The sequence below is a fragment of the Enterococcus sp. 3C7_DIV0644 genome (genome assembly GCF_002141235.1).
Lineage (GTDB): Bacteria > Bacillota > Bacilli > Lactobacillales > Enterococcaceae > Enterococcus_D > Enterococcus_D entomosocium.
On the sequence record NZ_NGLK01000001.1, the window covers coordinates 1,369,638 to 1,389,249 of the forward strand.

The window sequence follows — 19,612 nt, forward strand, 5'->3', positions numbered from 1 at the left end:
GTTGGCACTTCACTAGAAGTCCATCAACGGGCGTTTTGCTGTTTTTTCTACTTATGCTTGATTGGCAAGTTGTTCCGTGTAGAGTTTGCCATCGTACATCTTAAAGAATGGATAATAGCAGAGAATGGAAACCCCTAAGTTGATCAAAGCGATCAGGATGGCTCGGAAATCACCGCCGGTTCCTAAAAACGCCCCTATGCCCACCGGTGAAATCCAGGGAATTCCCGTAATGACTTTATCGACAAAGCCAAACGAGCTAGCAAAGTAAGCAATCGTCACGTTGATCAAAGGTGTTACGATAAAGGGGATGATCAAATACGGATTGTAGACGATCGGTGCCCCGAAGATCACTGGTTCATTGATGTTAAAAAGCCCCGGTAAGATCGCTGCTTTTCCTAAGACTTTGAGCTGTTGTGATTTTGCCACAAACAGCATCAATAAAACCAATCCAAGTGTACTTCCTGCGCCACCCATAAAAATATACATGTTCACAAAATCCCCAGCAAAAATATTATTGGCACCATCGATATTTTCAGTTAGAGCCACCAATAGGATGGGATTGATGAAACTATTTTTTATAACTGCCGTCCCATGAACCCCCACTGCCCATAAGAGATGGATAAGGAGCATAATCACGATGATTCCTAACCACGAACCCGTCAACTCCTTCACGAATTCAAATGGTTTGGATAGCAATCCGTGAAGATCCGTGTGGAAAACCGCCAGTACTCCATTGATCGCCACCATCAAAAAGGCAATCAAAATCGCTGGGATCAATGACGCAAATGCTTTGCTGACTCCATCAGGAACCCCTTCAGGCATCTGGATGGTGATATTTCTTTTTACACAAAAACGATAGACTGACGTAGCAAGTACTGCAGTGATAATCCCGATGAAGATCCCTACTCCACTGAAGCGAGTGATCCAACCGCCTAAAGCGACCCCATTATAAACAATGGCGGTTTCGCTCTCTGACTGCAGCAATTGTGCCGCACCATCTGTGATATCGACTTGGACGATCGTCATTAAAAAGGCAAACAAACTTAATAACGCCCCTACAAAACTGCTCATAGTCAAATGCTCTTCTTTATGATAGATCTCAGTTAAATAATACCCTGTTGCTAAACAATAAAAAACAGCAATCGAGCCAACAGACATGGTAGTTACGACACTATAAAGCGGTGAAAATCGTAAAATCGTTTGTTCGAAAAAGCCAGCCAGTGGTGGAATGATTTGTGGTAAATTATTGATGATTAAAAAAATCGATCCGACGATCGTAAAAGGGACCGTAATGATCCCAGCTTGCATGATTGCGCGAATAAAGCGTAAATTCGCCAACTTATTCAATGGCGGCATCAAACGCGTTTCTAAAAAGGTAAAAACACTTGTCATCATTACTCCTCCAACGAAGGGATCGCCCCTTCTTCAATCAGCTTTTGATACCAATAAAAGCTGTCTTTTCTCACTCGTTTTTGTTCTTTTTCCTCTGCATCATTGCGATCTACGTAAATAAAACCATACCGTTTTCGAATCCCTTCATGCACACTAATCAAATCAATGGCAGACCACGGGCTATATCCGATCAGATCCACCCCAGCATTGATCGCGGCTAAGCATTGATTGATATGCTGCGACAAATAATCGATACGGTACGGATCATGAACCGCGCCATCTGCTTCTAGATGGTCTTCGGCCCCTAAGCCGTTTTCAGTAATGATGATCGGCAAGTGGTAACGATCATAAAGTGTTTGCAACGTCGTTTTCAGTCCCAAGGGATCGATGGTCCAATTGAAGGCATTTTTCTTCAAGAACGTATTGGTGAACCCTTTGTAAAAACCACGCTCCATAATGTCTTCACTTTGCTGATCACTGATGCCGTTTTTCATGTCCCCAGCTTCCGTCGGCTGCTCCACTGTCACCGTGGTGTAGAAGTTCATTGCGACAAAGTCAGGCAGAGCCCGTTTCATCAACACCTCATCTTCCGGACCAAAGTCAATCGTGAGGCCGTTTTGGTTCAAATAATCTTGAAAGACCGTATTGTAACGACCGAAGCAGGCGAAATCAAGGTACGCCCAGTTCCGGACACTGTTGAAATACAGCGCCGCTTGGTTGTCTTCTGGTCGACTAGTCGCCGCATAGACCAACGAAATATTCGGCACCGGTCCGATTTTGCCATTCGGTACGATTTCATGACACGCTTCGAAAGCATATTTTTCAGCGATCATCAGGTGATGAAATTGCTGGTATTTTTCTGATAATGGAATCTTTTTCCCTAATATTTTTTGATCCACCAACAGCATGATATTTGGTTCATTGATCGTCAGCCAGTGCGTCACTCGATCCCCATAGGCTGTAAACAGCGTTTTGGCGTATGCGGCAAATGCCTCAACGGTGCTGCGTTTTGTCCAGCCGCCTTCGTCTTCCAATGCTTGCGGCAAGTCAAAATGGTTCAACGTTACAAAGGGCTGAATGCCGTGTTTCAGCAATTCATCAATGACATCGCTGTAATGATCCAATCCTTTTTGATTAATAGTACCGCGCCCTTCTGGAAAAATTCGCGACCAAGCGATCGAAAAACGGAAAATTTTGATCCCCATTTCTGCTAACAAGGCGATATCCTCTTTGTACTGGTGGTAATGGTCGACAGCCACAGTAAAATCCGCGATCTTGTGGTTGTCTCTTGGACGAGTATCTTGGACACTCAGTCCCTTGCCATCGGTTTGATACGCTCCTTCGGTTTGGTGAGCGGAAATCGATGCTCCCCATAAAAAATCAGTTGGAAATGTTTGTTTCATATCGTACTCCTTATCCTAAATAAGATGCGTTTAACATCTTAGAATTATTGCTTGCATGGCAAAGACAATATTCTGAATTATCTCTTATTTTTCGCACTAAAGCAAAAAATAACTCCTGTCAAGTAAGACCCTTTTGAAGATGTGCTACTTAGACAAAAAAAAAGCAAAGTCTAGTTTCCTAGACTTTGCTTTTCAATGCGATAATTTAGAAGTAGCAGCTTATTTTTGCTCTGCTTTATCTTCGTTCAATAGTGCTTTTCTTGAAAGGTTCACACGGCCTTGTTTGTCGATTTCTGTGACCTTCACTAAGATTTCGTCGCCTTCTTTGACAACGTCTTCTACTTTGTTGACCCGTTCGTTCGCAAGTTGTGAAATGTGAACTAAGCCGTCTTTGCCTTTGATTAAGTTGACAAACGCACCGAATTTTTCAACACGGACAACTTTCCCAAGGTACACTTCGCCAACTTTTACTTCTTTCGTCAATTCTTCAATGATCTTGATAGCTTTTTGGATCATTTCTGCATCAGCAGAAGCAATCGAAACTTTTCCGTCTTGATCAATATCGATTTTCACGCCAGTTTCATCAATGATGCCATTGATGGTGTCGCCGCCTTTACCGATTACATCTTTGATCTTCGCAGGATCGATTTGGATCATTTCGATCTTCGGTGCGTATTGGCTTAACTCTTCACGAGGAGCAGCCAATGTTGATGTCAATTCATTTAAGATTTCCATCCGTGCTTTTTTCGCTTGACTTAATGCTTCTGTCAAGATTTGTTCAGTGATTCCTTGGATCTTGATATCCATTTGTAACGCAGTGATCCCATCTTTGGTTCCAGCAACTTTAAAGTCCATATCGCCAAGGTGATCTTCTAAGCCTTGAATATCAGTTAAGATCGTGTAGTTTTCACCATCAGATACAAGTCCCATTGCGATACCTGCAACTGGTGCTTTGATTGGCACCCCTGCATCCATCAATGCTAAGGTTCCTGCACAGATACTTGCTTGAGAAGAAGAACCATTTGATTCTAATACTTCTGCAACGAGACGGATTGTGTAAGGGAAGTCTGTTTCATCAGGAATCACTTGTGCTAAGGCACGTTCGCCTAATGCACCATGACCGATTTCACGACGTCCTGGTGAGCCGGCACGACCAGTCGAACCAACAGAAAATTGAGGGAAGTTGTAATGGTGGATGAATCGTTTTGATTCTTCAACCCCTAATCCATCAATGATTTGGTGTTCTCCTAAAGGTGCTAACGTACAAGCGGACAATGCTTGGGTTTGTCCCCGAGTAAATAGACCAGAACCATGAACACGTGGCAATAAGCCAACTTCTGATGCCAGTGGACGGATTTCGTCTAATTGACGACCATCCGGACGAATCTTGTCGATAGTAATCAATTCGCGAACCACATCTTTTTCAAGATCTTCCGCGATTTGTTTCACTTCTTTCAAGAATTGTGCTTCCTCTTCATGTCCAGCAAATTTTTCTGCATACACTTCTTTCACTGTGTCTTTGACTTTATCGATCTCGTCTTCACGAGCCAATTTTTCTTCAGTCATAACAGCAGTTTTCATTGTTTGGTAGTAGCCGTCGAAAATTTCTTTTTTCAAGTCAGCATCTACTTGTAACAATTTGACTTCCATTTTTGGTTTGCCCACAGCTGCGACAACTTCTTCTTGGAAGGCAACCAATTCTTGGATAGCATCAAAACCGAATAATAACGCACCTAACATGTCTTCTTCAGAAACTTCTTTCGCGCCTGATTCAACCATGTTGATGGCTTTTTTCGTTCCAGCTACTGTCAATTCGATATCGGTTTGTTCTGCTTGTTCTACTGTTGGATTCAAGACGTACTCGCCATTGACCCGACCAACATCAACACCAGCGATCGGTCCGTCAAACGGGATATCTGAAATAGACAATGCTAAAGAAGAACCTAACATTGCCGCCATTGCTGGCGTACAATCTTGCTCAACACTCATTACGATGTTTGTTACTTGCACTTCGTTACGGAAACCTTCCGCAAACATTGGACGGATCGGACGATCGATCAAGCGGGCAGTCAAGGTTGCTTCCGTACTTGGACGTCCTTCCCGTTTGATAAAGCCACCAGGTACTTTCCCTACAGCATACATTTTTTCTTCGTAATTGATTGTTAATGGGAAAAAGTCGGTATCTTTTGCTTCCTTAGATGCAACCGCTGCACTTAGGACAACCGTATCGCCATAACGAACCAATACAGCTCCGTTTGCTTGTTTGGCTAATTGGCCAACTTCTACTTCTAATGGGCGGCCGCCCCAAGTTGTTTTGAATACTTGTTTTTCTGTCATGTTCTGCTCCTTTTCATCGGATCCCAGCAAGTCACTACTAAACAAATGAAAAAATCGGAATGTCGTTCCGCTGCTTTCATTTGGTTAGTAGGATGCTGCTTACAAGGACCCAAAATTCTTTTTAGCTGCGCTTTTTGATTCACCAGTCAAAAGGCCGCTCTTTCGGTGTTTCACTTTTTAGATGGCTCGAGATCACCTGTCAGACTGCATCAGCTGTTTTAGCCGACACTGCAGTCGCAGTGATTCCGCTGCTTGGTCACTACGCTCGTTTCCCTCGCCTAGTACTATTCATCATCTGCTCTGTGCGGCTTGCGCCGCCCAGTCGCAGTGATTCATAGCAAAAAAGTGAGATTCGGGTTGAACCTCACTTTTCTTTGTTTGATTAACGACGTAATCCTAAAGCTTGGATTAATTCGCGGTAACGTTGTACGTCTTTTTGACGTAGGTAAGCTAATAAGTTACGACGATGTCCAACTTTTTTCATCAACCCACGGTATGAATGGTGGTCTTTTTTGTGCATACGTGCATGTTCGTTCAAATGGTTGATTTCTTCTGTTAAAACAGCGATTTGAACTTCTGGAGAACCAGTATCTCCTTCATGACGTGCAAATTTGTTGATGATTTCGTTTTTGCGTTCTTTTGAAATTGCCATGTTTTTCACCTCTTTTTCTTTTTCCCCTGCGACTGAGTAAAACGTTGGTGATTCGTTAAACCAAGTAACAGGTACTGTGCTTTTCACACGTAATTACTTTACTTGATTCTAAGGAAAAAAGCAAGTTTATCTACCTATTCTTTTCGTTTCTTTTGAAAGCTCCTCCAAAACTTATGTTATACTTAGGATACTACTCTATCTAAAGGAAGTGTAAGGATGAGCGTTCTTTCCCGAATCGAGAGCATGAAAAATGAATTATCGCTTTCTGAGAAGAAACTCTTCGCATTCATGGAGGCCAATCCTGAAAAAGTGCCGTCGATGACTGCGAGTCAATTAGCAGAAGCCACTGGGATCAGTGCGCCGACTGTCGTACGCTTTGCGAAAAAAACCGGCTTTGCTAGTTTGACAGATTTAAAAATACAATTATCTGCGGAATCCGGCTTGCGCCAAAATGCCAATGAAAACTTGGGCTATGCCGATGTTGAATTAAATGAGCCCTTTCATGCCATCACATCTAAATTAAGCCACAATGCACAGGTGACTATGAATGAGACGGCCCAATTGTTAGAAGAACAGCTGATGTTGGCTGCCGCTGAACTGATCGCGACTCGTGAGCGAATCTTTGTCTGCGGGATCGGTGCTTCTTCATTGATCGCACAAGATATCCAACAAAAATGGACCCGTTTAGGCAAAATCGTCGTGTTTGAAAATGACTACAATCTCTTGTTGCCGCAACTCGTCAAAAACGAGAAAAAAAGTCTCCTCTGGGTCATTTCCAACAGTGGACACACGCCTGAGATGGTTCACTTAGCAGAAATCGTTAAAAATCTTGGCGTCCCGATTCTGTCACTCACCCGATTTGGCAGTAATCCATTAACAAAGTTGGCGGATGTTCCCCTGCAAGTGTCCCGTTCCAAAGAAGCCAACCAACGTAGTGCTGCTACGAATTCGATTATCGCCCACCTATTGGCGGTCGATGTCCTTTTCTATGTCTTTTTAAGCAAGAATGAAAAGCTGGCACGCAATATCTATGCCTCACGCCAAGCCATTGCCGATTTTCGTGAGAAGTATTTATAAAATATTCATAGCCAAAGAAGTCCGCAGGAAAGTTTTCCTGCGGTATTTTTTCTTCTAAGGACACTTTGATCAATCAAGGGCATTCTTGGCAGCTACTTCTGCCAACCAAAAACTGGACGCTTTGGGATAACGCTTGAAGTCATTTTTCAAATCCACTCGATAAAACCCATAACGGTTTTTATATGCATTCAACCAGCTCCAGCAATCCATAAAGGTCCACATATGGTAACCGAAACAAGGAGACCCGTCTTCGATTGCATGATGCAGCTGACGCAAATGGTCTTCAACAAAGGCGATCCGATACGTATCATTGACCTGCCCCGTGGCGTCCATGAACCGTTCTTCCTCAGATACCCCCATGCCATTTTCGGAAACAAACCATGGCATGTTTTGATAGTCATTCTTTAGACGCATCGCGATATCGTAAATCCCTTCTGGATAGATTTCCCAGCCGCGATGAGGATTGATTTTTTTCTCTGGCCAATCGTACCCACGAAATAACTGACGTGGCTCAAAGGGACCGGATGCTGCCTTCTGCGGAAGTGGTGCTTGGATCCGCAACGGTTGATAATAATTGCAACCAATAAAATCTACGGTATTTTCACGAAAAATTTCCGCATCTGTTGCTTCACATTCAGGGGACAAGTGATGCTCCTTGAATAAGCTCGTTAGCTTTTCTGGAAATTGTCCATAAACGACACAGTCCAAAAAACTGCGAATATACAAGAGATCTGCCCATTCAGCGGCTTCTCGATCAGCCGCTTCTTGACTTTTTGGATAAACAGGTGACAAATTCAAGATGATACAGATTTCTCCATCAGGAAGTGCGATTTTACGAAACTCAGCAACTGCCTTCGCATGGGCTAACAAGGTATGATAACCAACTTGAATTGCCCGCTTGAAATCACGCACTTGCGGCCAATGAGCATCTCCGTAATACCCACATTCAATATGCACCAATGGTTCATTAAAGGTCGCCCATTTTTTCACTAAATCGCCAAATTGTTCAAAAGCAGTTTTTGCATAAAATGCAAAATGGTCCACGGATTCCCGCGCCTCCCAGCCTCCTTTTTCCATCAGCCACCAAGGCATGTCAAAATGAAACAAATTAATGATCGGTTCGATGCCTTGATCCAGCATTTCCTGAAAATATGCCCGATAAAACCGGACTGCCGTCTGATTCAATGTTTTTCCATCTGGTAATAAGCGGGTCCATGCAATCGATGTCCGATAGGAATTCAAGTTCATGGCCTTCATGTTTGCTACGTCTTCCCGGTATTGATAGTAGGTATTTGAGGTGTCGCTTGGTCCGACACCATCGTAAAAGCGTGACGGCTCCAACTCAAACCATTTGTCCCATGTAGAGGGACTTTTGCCGTCAACCACTGCGGCCCCCTCGGTTTGTGGTGCTGACGCGGCCGCTCCCCATAAAAAGTTTTTTGGAAATTGAATCATTCTTTTGCTCCTTTCTGAATTACCTGCCACGTGCGGTCAGGGTTGGACCGTTGAAATACAAATCGATACCGCTGACCTGCTGTTTCGACTTCCAGACAAAACGATGTTGTTTCTTCCAAGGAAATTGCCAGCTGCTGCAATGATGCTTCACCGATCACGAGTTGAAAAGTTGCTTGTCCTTGACTAGGCACCCATACTTTTTGAAAGCCGCATAAGACTTTTTTCCTCGGCACATATGCTTTTGTATACTCTTTTAGATAGCATTGGACCACTTCTTTACCAGACACAGTAGAATGATTTTCAAGTGTGCCACTGACGATAATGCCTTCCCCTGCATATTCAGCCGAAACCGAGCTGCAAATAAAAGAGGCATAACTAAGCCCATAACCAAAAAAATATACTGGTGCGCCTTTTTGATCGAGGTAGTCTTTTTGAAACGCTGTGTTGCGATAATTATAACAGACAGGCAGTTGTCCAACTGTATCAGGAATAGAAACTGCTAATTTCCCACTAGGTACCGTTTCGCCAAAAAGGATCCGAGCAATCGCTTCCCCTCCATATTGGCCGGGATAGCCAGCGTAAAGCACCCCATCGAACAAGTCTTTCAAAGGAGCTAAGCAATGCGGTCGACCGGAAATCACGATCCCAATCAGCGGCTTTTTACTCTTCTTCAACGCAAACAGTAAATCCAACTGGCATTGCGGCAAATCGAGGGTAGCCAAGTCGATGTTTTCTCCACTGGTCATTTCCTGAGATCCCCTTAAGGCGGCACCGTTTTTGTCAAAATCCGTTGTGAAATCACGGGCACTGGAGCCGCCGATCGTCACTAAGACGACATCCGCTTTTTCTGCAATCTGACAGGCTTGCCTTCGTTGAGCCAGTGTGCCACTAGAGATTTCGCAGCCTTTCTCGTAGAAGAAGTCAGCTTGATGCGTACTTAAACTGGTCAAACCTTCCCAAAGGGTCGTACATGTTGTTTCTTCCTTGAATGGCGTATAATCCCCCAGCTGATGATAGAGCTGTTTAACGTGAGGACCGATGACGGCAATCTTTTGTCGCGTTTTCTTCAAAGGCAAAATACCATTGTTCTCTAGTAAAACAATCGATTCCTCCGCCAATTTCAAGGCAACTTGTTGCGCCTTTTCTTTACGGGGCAATGAAACACGGGGCGTTGCTTCTTTAAACAAGCCAAGTTTTTCTTTCAAAAGAAGCACACGACGGACTGCATCATCGATCGCCGTTTCCGCAAGTAGCCCCTCAAGGACAGCTTCTTCTAACACTGGGAAAACTTCATCCCATAAACTAACATCCACACCGCTGGTCAAGGATTTGGCGGCCGCTTGCGGGCGGCTCCCCAGCCAGTCAGCAATCCGATCCAGCCCACACCCATCGGCCATCACAATTCCCGTAAAGCCACTTTCTTCTCGTAAAACATCTTGCAGCAAATAAGCATTGGCATGGCACGGGATACCGTCTAGATCATTGTATGCAGCCATACACCCCAAGGCCCCAGCAGCAATCCCTGCTTTCATTGGTGGCAGATGGATCTCGCGGAATTCCCGATCACCGATTGCCACTGGCCCTGCATTGTGTCCCCCCATTCCTGCACCTTGGGCAGCAAAGTGCTTCAATACCGCTAAAACGTTCTGCTTTTCTATCGTTGTTTTTGATCCTTGTAATCCTCTGACGGCCGCTTTGGTAAAGCTGCTGGTTAAAAACGGATCTTCACTGAAACATTCTTCAGTTCGCCCCCAACGCGGATCTCTAGCAATGTCCAATGCGGAAACCAAGCCAACATGGGCTCCTTTTGCCCGAATCTCTTGAGCAGTGATAGTTTGGGCCGCTTGATACAGCTCTGGATTCCAACTAGAACCAACACTAAAATTGACCGGAAACGTCGTCGCTTCTAAACCTTGGTGCCCGTGAGGACACTCTTCACTGAGAAGGGCCGGAATCCCCAGCCGAGTGTGCTCCTGCAAATAAGTTTGAATCATAAGGGACAGCTCATAGGACTCCGTGGTCGTCAGGCCTGTTTGCTGATTTCTACCTGACCAAGGATCAGCTCGAAACACGCCGTAAATCCAGCCAAGACTGCCAAAACGAGCTGCTTCTTTTTTAAAGGTTTCAGTCAACATAATTTTTCCGTTAGTTTTTTCATAAACTTCCCAACCATACAGACGCTGATTCAGCTGGCCGATTTTTTCTTTCAACGTCATTTGCCGTAAAAGTGTCTCAATCATATGCTTCTCCATTTCTATTTAGTCTTCTAAATAAAGCATGATGGTCTGGATCTCAAAAGGCTGGAAATGGATTGTGATGCTTTGGGCATCCAGCGGCTCGACCGGCAGTTCAGCGACGGTTTCTTCCAAAAGATTCGTTAAAACCGCTTTTTTGATTCTTTTTTGGCAACGCAATTGACAGGCGGTGGTTTGATTGTGATATTCATACAACCGCACGATCAGTGCCTCTTCATCTTCGGCTTTTTTCACCGTATCCAGCAAGACATTCTTTTGATCGACTGCTAGAAAAGCTTCTGCTGATAGTTGTGGCACACTTGGAACGGTTAGAACGGGAACATTCAATGCCAAAGCTTCTTCCATCGTTTGCGCGTCTTGCCAAGTCCCTTCGTGGGCGTACAAGGAGTAGGTAAACTCATGAAAGCCTTGATCCGCTTCTGGATACGGATCGATCGGCGATTTGATCAAAGAAAGCCCGATCTTTTGATAATCCGTATTGAACCCATATTTCGAATCTGTCAAAATACTAACCCCATAATTTCCTTCTGAGAGATCAACCCATTTTTGACCACAGCTCTCAAAACGTGCTTGGTCCCATGTCGTGTTTTGATGCACAGGTCGTTTTACCTGCCCGAATTGAATATCAAACGTTGCTTCCAATGTGTTAACATCAATCGGCATCAATGCCTTTAACAGCAGTTGATGCTGGTGCCAATCAACCGCTGTTTCAAAATCGATTCTTCCCGTGCCATGGTAAAAATGCAGCCATTGCGTAATAAAAGAATCTTCAAACTGACGTTTGATCTTCAAGGTATCGCGAATCTCCCCTTGCTCAACAACCTCAGCTGAGAGAACTTGCTTCACAGGATAAGGCTTCTTCTGGTAATAAATATCAATGTCCCACGCATCATAATCCATTGGCAGATCTTCGTAAGCCACTAACTGATTCAACCGCTCGCCTTTTGGCACGATTTCTCGCTGCTGCCGTTTGTCAAATAAAGAGATGATGTCAAAGTGTTCGTCAAAAATCACTTTAAAATCAACCGTTTCAAACGATTCCTCCAGCCGCATTGCCACTTGCTTTGATTGAGGCACAGCTGAGACAGAGGTCAGTGTTTTGCAGCTCAATCCAGCCATGGCGGGAATTTTGACTAAGAGCCGGTCATCATAGGTCCGCTGAGTCAGGTAAGCTTCTTTGATCCCTGTCTGATCGTCTAAATAGACCAGACCCGTCCGCTCTTGTCCCAGCGGATTAAAGACATGCCATGACGTAGCTTCGGCTGCTTGCACCGCTGGAAACAAAGTTTCGATCAGCTTGCAGCCTTTATCAAAGAGCTGTTGATACTCTTGATCCGTCTGATCATAAACTTCTTTGATCGAGCTTCCCGGCAGAATGTCATGGAATTGATTAAATAGCAGCTGTTTCCAAAGTTGTTCTAATTCAGCTTGCGGATAACGATTGATTGCACAAATACTATAAAGTTTTTCAATCGTCTGTAAGAAAAATTCTCCTTGGCGATTGGCCTTCTTGTTTTTGCCAATCGAAGTCAGTGTTCCACGATGGTATTCAAAGTACAATTCGCCGTACCAGACTGGGCCAGATTTTTCCTTAAAAGAATCTGCCAGTCGATCAAAAAAGCCCCCCACATGATTGCCAGTAATCGTCGGCATATCCGGCAATGTTTTTTGCAGCCGTTTCTGGACTTCTAGCATCTCTTTCGTCGGGCCTCCGCCACCGTCACCATACCCATAGGCAATCAAAATTTCGTCGTGCTGATCTTTTTGCTGATAACGTTCAAAACTGCCTTTGATCGTGTAAGGATCTAGCAATCCATTATATGTCGTGTAATAATCTCTGGGACTGTACCCTTCACTGATGGTGGTAATAAAATGCGTCAAAACTCGGCTGCCATCAATTCCTTGCCAGTAGAAAGAATCAAAAGGAATTTGATTGAACTGGTTCCATGACAGCTTCGTCGTCATAAAGTAGGGCGTATTTGTTTTGCGTAAAATTTGCGGTAAGGCGGCTGAATAACCGAAGACGTCTGGAAGCCATAAGACTCGGCTATCGACTTGAAATTCCTCTTTCATAAACCGTTTGCCATAAAGGATCTGACGAACCAGTGATTCCCCTGAAGTCAAATTGCAATCGGCTTCCACCCACATCGCCCCGTCAACTTCCCATCTTCCTTCTCGAACTTTTTCTTTGATTGCAGCGTAAAGTTCAGGATAATGTGTTTTCATGGAGAGATACAGTTGTGGTTGGCTTTGAAAAAACGTGTAATCTGGATACTCCTCCATCAATTTCAAGACCGTCTGGAAACTGCGCTCACCTTTTTCAATTGCTTGCTGTGCCGTCCAAAGCCACGCCAGATCGATGTGGGTATGGCCGACAGCCGTCACTTTTTGTTTTGGTGTATGCGCTGGTAAGTAACATGACGCAAGCAGTTGCTTGGCTTTTGCGAGACTTTCATAGAATGCCGCTGAGTAGGGCGTACGAAAATCCAAGACATTGGCGACTTGACCAAGAACTTGTTGATAAAATGCTTCGTCACCGCCAAACGCACGAATGGCACGCCAACTATCAAACAGCGTATAAAAATCAAACCAGAGTTCATTGACGACAGGATCCAATGCCAATAAGTTGATATGCAGTGGGAATGGTTTATCGGAACGGCCCGAGAACAGATCAATCTTCAGTTTGACTGCTTTTTGTTGATATCCTTCAGCCAAAGTGACCTCTCGATGATTGACATCGATAGCTTGGACATAGGTATCGTCCAAATAAATTTTGATTTGGGGATTGGTGGTGTTGTCCCACTCTGAGAGGCTTGAATAGACTTGTAAGACACAAGGATTCCCTACCCAATCATTGGGAACTTGAAAGCTGCCTTTCAGCTGATAATAGGTGTTTTTTTCTCCGAAATAACTCCCTTGCTCATACGGTACCCAATCCTCTTGTTTTAAAAAAAGCAGGTCTATTGGCTGTTGATAGCGTACACGGTACTGTTTTAATTTGTAGAAAATTTTTCGGATGCGTTCAAACTCGTAAGGCTGCATAACTCTCATTTTTCTTTTGACTCCTCTATCTATTTTTTGAAAAAAAACGGGTGGAGATTGATTGTCTCGACCCGTTTCTCTTATCGTATGATATTAGTTTGCTTTCCAGCGGTCATAGGCCGTTTGATAGACTTCGACATATTCGTCAATGCCCATTGCTTCGATCGTTTTCACATAATCGTCCCACTTGTCTAATGGCTCGACACCTGTGATAAACTTCGCTTCCATTTGTTCTACATAAGTTGTCAAATCAGTGGCAGTGGCTGCTACTTTGTCATTTTCTTCAATCGTTAAATACAGTAGCGGGAATGGTACTTCAGCGATGTCTTCCATCTTTTCTGCCGTTTCTTGTGCAACCCAATCACTAAAACGAGTATCTGGTTCTTCATCAGCCGTTTTGCGGATATGGTATTCACCTGTTGTATCAATGACAATGTTTGGTGTAGTCAATCCATATGCCGGCGTGATTTTGCCGCGTTCGTCTTCCGTGTTGTCTGTATCAATGCCATCCACATAAACCCGGACTTTTTCGCCATCCGCATTTTCTTGGTACTCCCAAAGAACACCTTCTGGCCCTTGTTCAATATATTTTGTGCCTTCTTCCGAATAGAAGTAATCCACCCAACGCATGGAAGCTTCTGGGGAAGGATTGACATTGGTCAATGCAAAAGTTCCCCGAGAGATTCGTGGACTGCCAGGAATCTTGGCTTCTGGTGCCCATTCAGAGGTCAACGGTTGGAACATCGGATCGTTCATCGCCTCTGCCTCACTGCGACCAGTAGTAAAGAAGCTGAAATAGTCGGCAAAAAGCCCTAGTTGATTGTTTTCACCCTTCGCTTTTTTCTGCTCATCTGACTGTCCATAAACTTCTTTATCCAGCAAGCCTTCATCGTAAAGTGTATTCATGTATTCCAAGAATGCTTTGTAGTTTTCTGATGTCGGTGTGTAGGAGACCACATCATCGTCCACTTGAATCCCGCGAGTCCGTAAGCCAAAGGCGGCCATCAACCAAACACGTGTCGAGTTCATATCGACATCCGTCAATGGAATCTCGTCTGCTTGACCATTTCCGTTAGGATCTTCGTCTTTGAAACGCGTCAACAATTCTTGCAGTTCCTCTGTGGTTTTCGGCAGTTCTGATACACCTAAATTATCTAGCCACGTGCCGTTGTACCACATCGGGCCTTGCCACCAGATTGAAGTCGCATTCCGAGAGATCATTGGTAAGGAGTAAATGTGCCCATCTGGCGTGGTGATCGATTTTAAAATAGAAGGATCTTCTTGCGTCAGTGCATAAAGATTTGGCATGATTTCTGGCGTGATATACTCCTCTAAGGGAAGTAAAATCCCTTGTGAACCGTAATCGATCTCCATCGAAGCAGTCAGTGCTTGCGAACCAGCACCGTAAACGATATCCGGCAAGTCGCCGGAAGCAAAGGCTAAGTTCAGTTTCGTACTAAAGTCAGCCGATGGCGGTGTCGTATAAGTCAGTTTGATACCGGTTTTTTCTTGGTAATCCTGTAGCGTCGGCATGTCTTCCCACTCGGCCATTCCCACACCTGGTGCCATGATATTCAAGGTCAGCTCTTCGCCTTCTTTGATGATTGGAAATTGGCTGTCATGATTGATAGCAACCTCTTTCTTTTCTCCAGTTCCCTCATCTGAAGAATTGCCGCAGGCACCCAAGACGAGGGTACTGCATAAAGCGACACCCGCCATTCCTAAAAGTTTCTTTTTTAATCCCATTTTCTTCCTCCTTTGATTTTTTTATCCTTTAATTGAACCGACCATCATGCCCTTGACAAAATACTTTTGTAAGAACGGATAGACGATGATTACCGGTAACGAAGAAACGATCATGACACCGTACTTGATGACTTGAGCGAGTTGCTGTTTGCTGTATAGCATATTCGCCATTTCTGAAGTCACATTGCTGACGGTATTTGAAGACATATCTTGAAGAATCAAAATTTCTCTTAAAATCATCTGCAGCGGGTACATCGATCGATCAGAAAGATAGATCAATGCGTTAAAGAAGCTGTTCCAATGTCCGACGCCATAGAACAAAGCCATTACCGCAATGATCGGCGTTGATAATGGTAAAACGATCTGCATGAATAGACGAAAATCGGAACAACCATCCACAATCGCTGCTTCTTCCATCTCTCGCGGAATTGTGGATTGAAAAAACGTTCGTGTGACAACCACATTGTAAACCGAGACGGCCCCTGGAATCACCAGTGCCCAAACGGTATTCAGCATACCTAAGCTGCGAATCAGCAAATAGCTGGGAATCAAGCCACCAGACAGGAACATGGTAACCAGCATAAAATTGGTGAAGGCCCGTCGCCCATAAAAATCTTCTCGCGATAACGCATAGGCACAAGGCAAGGTTACCAAGAGATTGATCGATGTTCCTAACACTGTATAGTAGATCGTGTTCAAATAGCCACGCCAGATACTGCTGTTGCCCAATAATGTTCGATAGCCTTCGAAGGTGATTCCTTTTGGTAAAAGCCACATTTCACCTGAGTTTACCAGATGCGGATTTGAGATCGAAGCGCTGACGATATAGATCAGCGGATATAAAACGATCAGCAATGAAATTGCTAAAAACACATAAACAAAAATCAAAAAGATTTTATCAGCACGGGTATCTTTTATTAAAGAAGTTGTTTTCACTTTTGGTCCTCCCTCCTACAATAGACTAGAATTGCTTAAACGTTTGGCAATATGATTGACTACGATCAACAATACGGAATTGATCAATGAGTTAAATAGGCCGACTGCCGCAGCAAAACTGTACTGCGCATCTAACAGCCCTTGCTGGTAAACAAAGGTCGCAATCACATTCGAGGATTGCATATTCAAAGGATTCTGCATCAAGATGATTTTTTCAAACCCAACTGACATCAAGCTGCCGAAGCTCATGATCAATAAGATCACCATCGTGGGCATGATCGTTGGAATATTGATATACCAAACGCGTTGCAGACGAGAAGCGCCATCGATCGTTGCCGCTTCGTGCAGTTGCGTATCGACTCCAGATAGAGCTGCCAGATAAATCACAGACCCCCATCCCGTTCCTTGCCAAACTCCGGACAGGACATAAATCGTTTTAAACCAACGAGGATTGGTCATAAAGCTGATCCGCTCGAAACCCAAAAATTCTAATAGGTGATTGATGATCCCTGTTGAGGGAGATAAGAAAGCAATGACCATACCAACCATGACCACCACAGCAATAAAGTTTGGGGCATAGGTGACTGTTTGGGTAATCTTTTTAAACGGGCCGTCTTTGATCTCATTCAAAGCCAATGCCAGGATGATCGGCAGCGGAAAACCGACAACCAATGAATAGATACTGATTCCTAAAGTATTTTTGATGAGTTCCCAAAAATAATAGGAATCGAAGAAACGTTGAAAATGTTTAAATCCAACCCAAGGACTTCCCAAAATCCCTAATGAAGGCATATAATCCTTGAATGCAATAATGATTCCATACATCGGTCCATAAGAGAAAATCAAAATAATCAAAAATGCTGGCAACACAAACAAGTACAATTGCCGATTTTTCTTGATCTTCATTTTTATATCTTGTTTCTTTGTTTTAGGTACTGAAACGGTTTGTCTGATTGGCGCTGTTTCCATTCTTCCTCCTCCTTGCTTGGTGTTAGCCTTATCATGAATTGTATTCGCTTTCAAATCAATGTGTATTTTTTTCCCTATGTGTCGAAACGCGAATCCCAACTGCCCCAACGTTCGGCTGACTGATATCCGACCATAAGAGGTACGGTTCGGTAGCGTTTTTATAGACTGGTAACGCTTTTTTAGTGGCTAGATCAATTAGCTCGTCTTCTTCAGTTGCGCCAATCTCTGTTAAAGGAATCTGTTCGCAAGCGCCTGCAGCGTTACTGCGAAATGCAAAATGAGCCTTGCCCTCTTTTTGATAGGTCAAATGCCATTCATTTGGCCAAGCTATTGGTTTCGCCCGCGTTTCATAGATGCCTTCACCATATAGCGCCAACCAATTGCCGATTTCTTCTAAGCGTTGGGTCTCTTCGAATGTAAATTCGCCATCAGGTGTTGGGCCGACACCTAAAATCAAATTTCCCCCTTTGCTGACTACCTCAATCAAGGTTTCCAGCAGTTCTTGGCTGCTCTTGAAGGTATCATTCGGCACATAGCCCCAATCATTCCCAATCGGGATATTGCTTTCCCAAACTTTTTTAGGAATTTCTGCTAATGCAGGAATTTTGCGTTCTGGTGTCACATAGTTTTCATGACGGCCACCCATCATTCGATCAACGATGATCAATTCCGGCTGTTTCTCACGTGCAATCTCAGCTAAACGATCCATTTGTAGGTCTTCTTTTCCTTGCCCGCACCAACCAGCATCTAACCAAAGAAAATCGACTTTTCCGTAATTGGAAGTAATCTCTACAATCTGACGATGCACAAATGACACATAGCGCGCCCAGATATCTGGATGAAGGTGGGTGTCATAGCTGGCATGACGACCTTTGACGGTGTCATCATCCAACCAGTAAAAAGGAGAATACCAGTCAGCTTTAGAATAGTAGGCTCCTGTTGCAATCCCTGCTTCTTGAAACGCCGTAAACACTTCTTGTAAAATGTCGCGTTTAAAGGGACTCAATTTCCCGCCGATTTTAAACTCTGACTCCATTGTGTTAAACATCGAAAACCCATCATGATGCTTTGTTGTGAATAAACAGTACTTAAATCCCGCCTTCTTACAGATCTTGGCCCATTTACGGGTATCCAGCTTTTTCGGCTCAAATTGATTAATCAACTGCCAATAATCCAAACGCAGTGCTTCGATAGTTTCTCGATAGGGCTGGTTTTCTCTAGCCCATTCATCTTTTTCAGATAATTGCCATGATTCAACGATCCCCGCTTCAGCATACAGCCCATAATGGAAGATTACTCCGAATTTCAAGTCTTGAAACCATTCCAGACGCTGCTTGAGCATTTCTGTTTCCGGGACCCACGCTGCTTGCTCTCTCTCCTTGGCTTCTTCAATATCGCCGCGAATTTTTGTCATACATTTGCACTCCTTTCTTTGTTCTAAATGTAAACGAAAAAAAGTCCATCTAACAATATGTAACTTTTTTTACTGTGTTAAACCAAGCAAGAGCGTTTGTAAAATTTGTAACGAAAAAAGCTTCCTTCCATAAAAGCGTTAGGAGAAATAAAGCGGATCAAATATATTTGCTGTGTTTTTCCTGTATGGGATGTGTGATTTTTTCATCCATGCCCATTATCCATGGATCAATGGTACGATAAGGACAACAATTAAAGCGGATACAAAATGGTTATCCGTAAGAAAGTGAGGATTTTATGAAACAATCCAATGGTCTTTATCATGTTTCCTATCAAGTCGGTGAATGGCTCCTCCATTGCCTAAAATTGCAGTTTCTTTGGTTTTATTGGGTATTTCGATATGGGATATTTTTAGGCATTTTCCCTGCCACCGCTACGATTATCCAAGCTTTTTTCAACAGTTTCCAAAAAAAGGAACGCCCAGCGGCTTTGAAGCCTTGGTTCAGAACTGTCGTGAAAAAAAATTTCCGTCGCGCCAATCAATTAGGAGCCATGCAAGCGGGTTTGCTGCTTTTCTTATGGCTAGAATTGCGCATCTCTAGTACCTTTATCCAAAATAGCTTGATTCACTTTTTTTTGCTGCTGTTGTTTATCAGTGCCCTTTTGATCAGCTTGTATCTGCTGCCAGTGTATTTGCGTTATGACTTGCCCCTTCTTCACTATTTTAAGCAAGCAGTAATACTGATGGTTATCAGTATTCCCCAAACGATTGCGATGATTTTGGGAATCTTAGTAACTACAATCATTTTGACTTTTTTACCGATTTTATTAGTCATCGGCTTTGTTCCTTTTTTCCTTTTTCCAAATAGTTGGTACTCTTTTCAAGCGATCCAACGTTCAGAATCATTGCTGATAAAAGAAACTTAAGAAGGGAC

At 43.7% G+C, this 19,612-nt stretch carries 13 protein-coding genes; 2 read left to right on the forward strand and 11 right to left on the reverse strand.

Annotated elements, in window-relative coordinates:
• Window positions 1-51 precede the first annotated feature (51 nt).
• The 4 genes from celB to rpsO form a co-directional block, all read right to left on the reverse strand.
• Complete coding sequence (gene celB, locus A5877_RS06380; protein ID WP_086316586.1) at window positions 52-1,392, reverse strand: PTS cellobiose transporter subunit IIC; 1,341 nt, start codon at window positions 1,390-1,392, stop codon at window positions 52-54.
• A 2-nt stretch (window positions 1,393-1,394) separates the two neighbouring features.
• Window positions 1,395-2,795, reverse strand: coding sequence for a glycoside hydrolase family 1 protein (locus tag A5877_RS06385; RefSeq protein WP_008379488.1), 1,401 nt, complete (start codon window positions 2,793-2,795; stop codon window positions 1,395-1,397).
• 219 nt (window positions 2,796-3,014) lie between these two features.
• A complete protein-coding gene (gene pnp / locus A5877_RS06390; protein WP_034878301.1) occupies window positions 3,015-5,132 on the reverse strand; it encodes a polyribonucleotide nucleotidyltransferase in 2,118 nt (705 codons plus the stop codon).
• A gap of 382 nt (window positions 5,133-5,514) precedes the next feature.
• Window positions 5,515-5,784, reverse strand: coding sequence for a 30S ribosomal protein S15 (gene rpsO, locus A5877_RS06395; RefSeq protein WP_005228072.1), 270 nt, complete (start codon window positions 5,782-5,784; stop codon window positions 5,515-5,517).
• A 216-nt stretch (window positions 5,785-6,000) separates the two neighbouring features.
• On the opposite strand from rpsO, the gene A5877_RS06400 reads away from it, so the two are divergent.
• Entirely contained in the window at window positions 6,001-6,861 is an 861-nt protein-coding gene (locus A5877_RS06400; protein ID WP_008379484.1) for a MurR/RpiR family transcriptional regulator, read from the forward strand.
• 69 nt (window positions 6,862-6,930) lie between these two features.
• On the opposite strand, the gene A5877_RS06405 is transcribed toward A5877_RS06400, so the two are convergent.
• The 7 genes from A5877_RS06405 to A5877_RS06435 form a co-directional block, all read right to left on the reverse strand.
• The gene (locus tag A5877_RS06405; protein ID WP_086316587.1) at window positions 6,931-8,316 is read right to left on the reverse strand and encodes a glycoside hydrolase family 1 protein; all 1,386 of its coding nucleotides are present in this window, start codon (window positions 8,314-8,316) and stop codon (window positions 6,931-6,933) included.
• Window positions 8,313-10,568 carry a glycoside hydrolase family 3 N-terminal domain-containing protein gene (locus A5877_RS06410; protein ID WP_086316588.1) on the reverse strand — a complete coding sequence of 752 codons (2,256 nt, stop codon included), beginning with the start codon at window positions 10,566-10,568 and terminating at the stop codon, window positions 8,313-8,315. The genes A5877_RS06405 and A5877_RS06410 overlap by 4 nt, the downstream gene beginning before the upstream one ends.
• Before the next feature lie 6 nt (window positions 10,569-10,574).
• Window positions 10,575-13,622 (reverse strand): glycoside hydrolase family 38 C-terminal domain-containing protein, encoded by a 3,048-nt coding sequence (locus A5877_RS06415; RefSeq protein ID WP_086316589.1) that lies wholly within the window; start codon window positions 13,620-13,622, stop codon window positions 10,575-10,577.
• A gap of 84 nt (window positions 13,623-13,706) precedes the next feature.
• A complete protein-coding gene (locus A5877_RS06420) occupies window positions 13,707-15,359 on the reverse strand; it encodes an extracellular solute-binding protein (RefSeq protein ID WP_008379477.1) in 1,653 nt (550 codons plus the stop codon).
• A gap of 21 nt (window positions 15,360-15,380) precedes the next feature.
• A complete protein-coding gene (locus A5877_RS06425) occupies window positions 15,381-16,295 on the reverse strand; it encodes a carbohydrate ABC transporter permease (RefSeq protein WP_008379474.1) in 915 nt (304 codons plus the stop codon).
• A gap of 15 nt (window positions 16,296-16,310) precedes the next feature.
• Window positions 16,311-17,264 carry a sugar ABC transporter permease gene (locus A5877_RS06430; RefSeq protein WP_008379472.1) on the reverse strand — a complete coding sequence of 318 codons (954 nt, stop codon included), beginning with the start codon at window positions 17,262-17,264 and terminating at the stop codon, window positions 16,311-16,313.
• 55 nt (window positions 17,265-17,319) lie between these two features.
• Window positions 17,320-18,678, reverse strand: a complete 1,359-nt coding sequence (locus A5877_RS06435; protein ID WP_086316590.1) for an alpha-L-fucosidase — start codon at window positions 18,676-18,678, stop codon at window positions 17,320-17,322.
• A 296-nt stretch (window positions 18,679-18,974) separates the two neighbouring features.
• Here A5877_RS06435 and A5877_RS06440 point away from each other — a divergent pair, with 296 nt between their 5' ends.
• The gene (locus tag A5877_RS06440; RefSeq protein ID WP_086316591.1) at window positions 18,975-19,604 is read left to right on the forward strand and encodes a YesL family protein; all 630 of its coding nucleotides are present in this window, start codon (window positions 18,975-18,977) and stop codon (window positions 19,602-19,604) included.
• Window positions 19,605-19,612: the final 8 nt, after the last annotated feature.

What these genes read in the sequence shown, in the direction of transcription:
- celB (WP_086316586.1), bottom strand. Translation starts at nt 1,392, where the DNA reads ATGACAAGTGTTTTTACCTTTTTAGAAACGCGTTTGATGCCGCCATTG.
- A5877_RS06385 (WP_008379488.1), bottom strand. Translation starts at nt 2,795, where the DNA reads ATGAAACAAACATTTCCAACTGATTTTTTATGGGGAGCATCGATTTCC.
- pnp (WP_034878301.1), bottom strand. Translation starts at nt 5,132, where the DNA reads ATGACAGAAAAACAAGTATTCAAAACAACTTGGGGCGGCCGCCCATTA.
- rpsO (WP_005228072.1), bottom strand. Translation starts at nt 5,784, where the DNA reads ATGGCAATTTCAAAAGAACGCAAAAACGAAATCATCAACAAATTTGCA.
- A5877_RS06400 (WP_008379484.1), top strand. Translation starts at nt 6,001, where the DNA reads ATGAGCGTTCTTTCCCGAATCGAGAGCATGAAAAATGAATTATCGCTT.
- A5877_RS06405 (WP_086316587.1), bottom strand. Translation starts at nt 8,316, where the DNA reads ATGATTCAATTTCCAAAAAACTTTTTATGGGGAGCGGCCGCGTCAGCA.
- A5877_RS06410 (WP_086316588.1), bottom strand. Translation starts at nt 10,568, where the DNA reads ATGGAGAAGCATATGATTGAGACACTTTTACGGCAAATGACGTTGAAA.
- A5877_RS06415 (WP_086316589.1), bottom strand. Translation starts at nt 13,622, where the DNA reads ATGAGAGTTATGCAGCCTTACGAGTTTGAACGCATCCGAAAAATTTTC.
- A5877_RS06420 (WP_008379477.1), bottom strand. Translation starts at nt 15,359, where the DNA reads ATGGGATTAAAAAAGAAACTTTTAGGAATGGCGGGTGTCGCTTTATGC.
- A5877_RS06430 (WP_008379472.1), bottom strand. Translation starts at nt 17,264, where the DNA reads ATGGAAACAGCGCCAATCAGACAAACCGTTTCAGTACCTAAAACAAAG.
- A5877_RS06435 (WP_086316590.1), bottom strand. Translation starts at nt 18,678, where the DNA reads ATGACAAAAATTCGCGGCGATATTGAAGAAGCCAAGGAGAGAGAGCAA.
- A5877_RS06440 (WP_086316591.1), top strand. Translation starts at nt 18,975, where the DNA reads ATGAAACAATCCAATGGTCTTTATCATGTTTCCTATCAAGTCGGTGAA.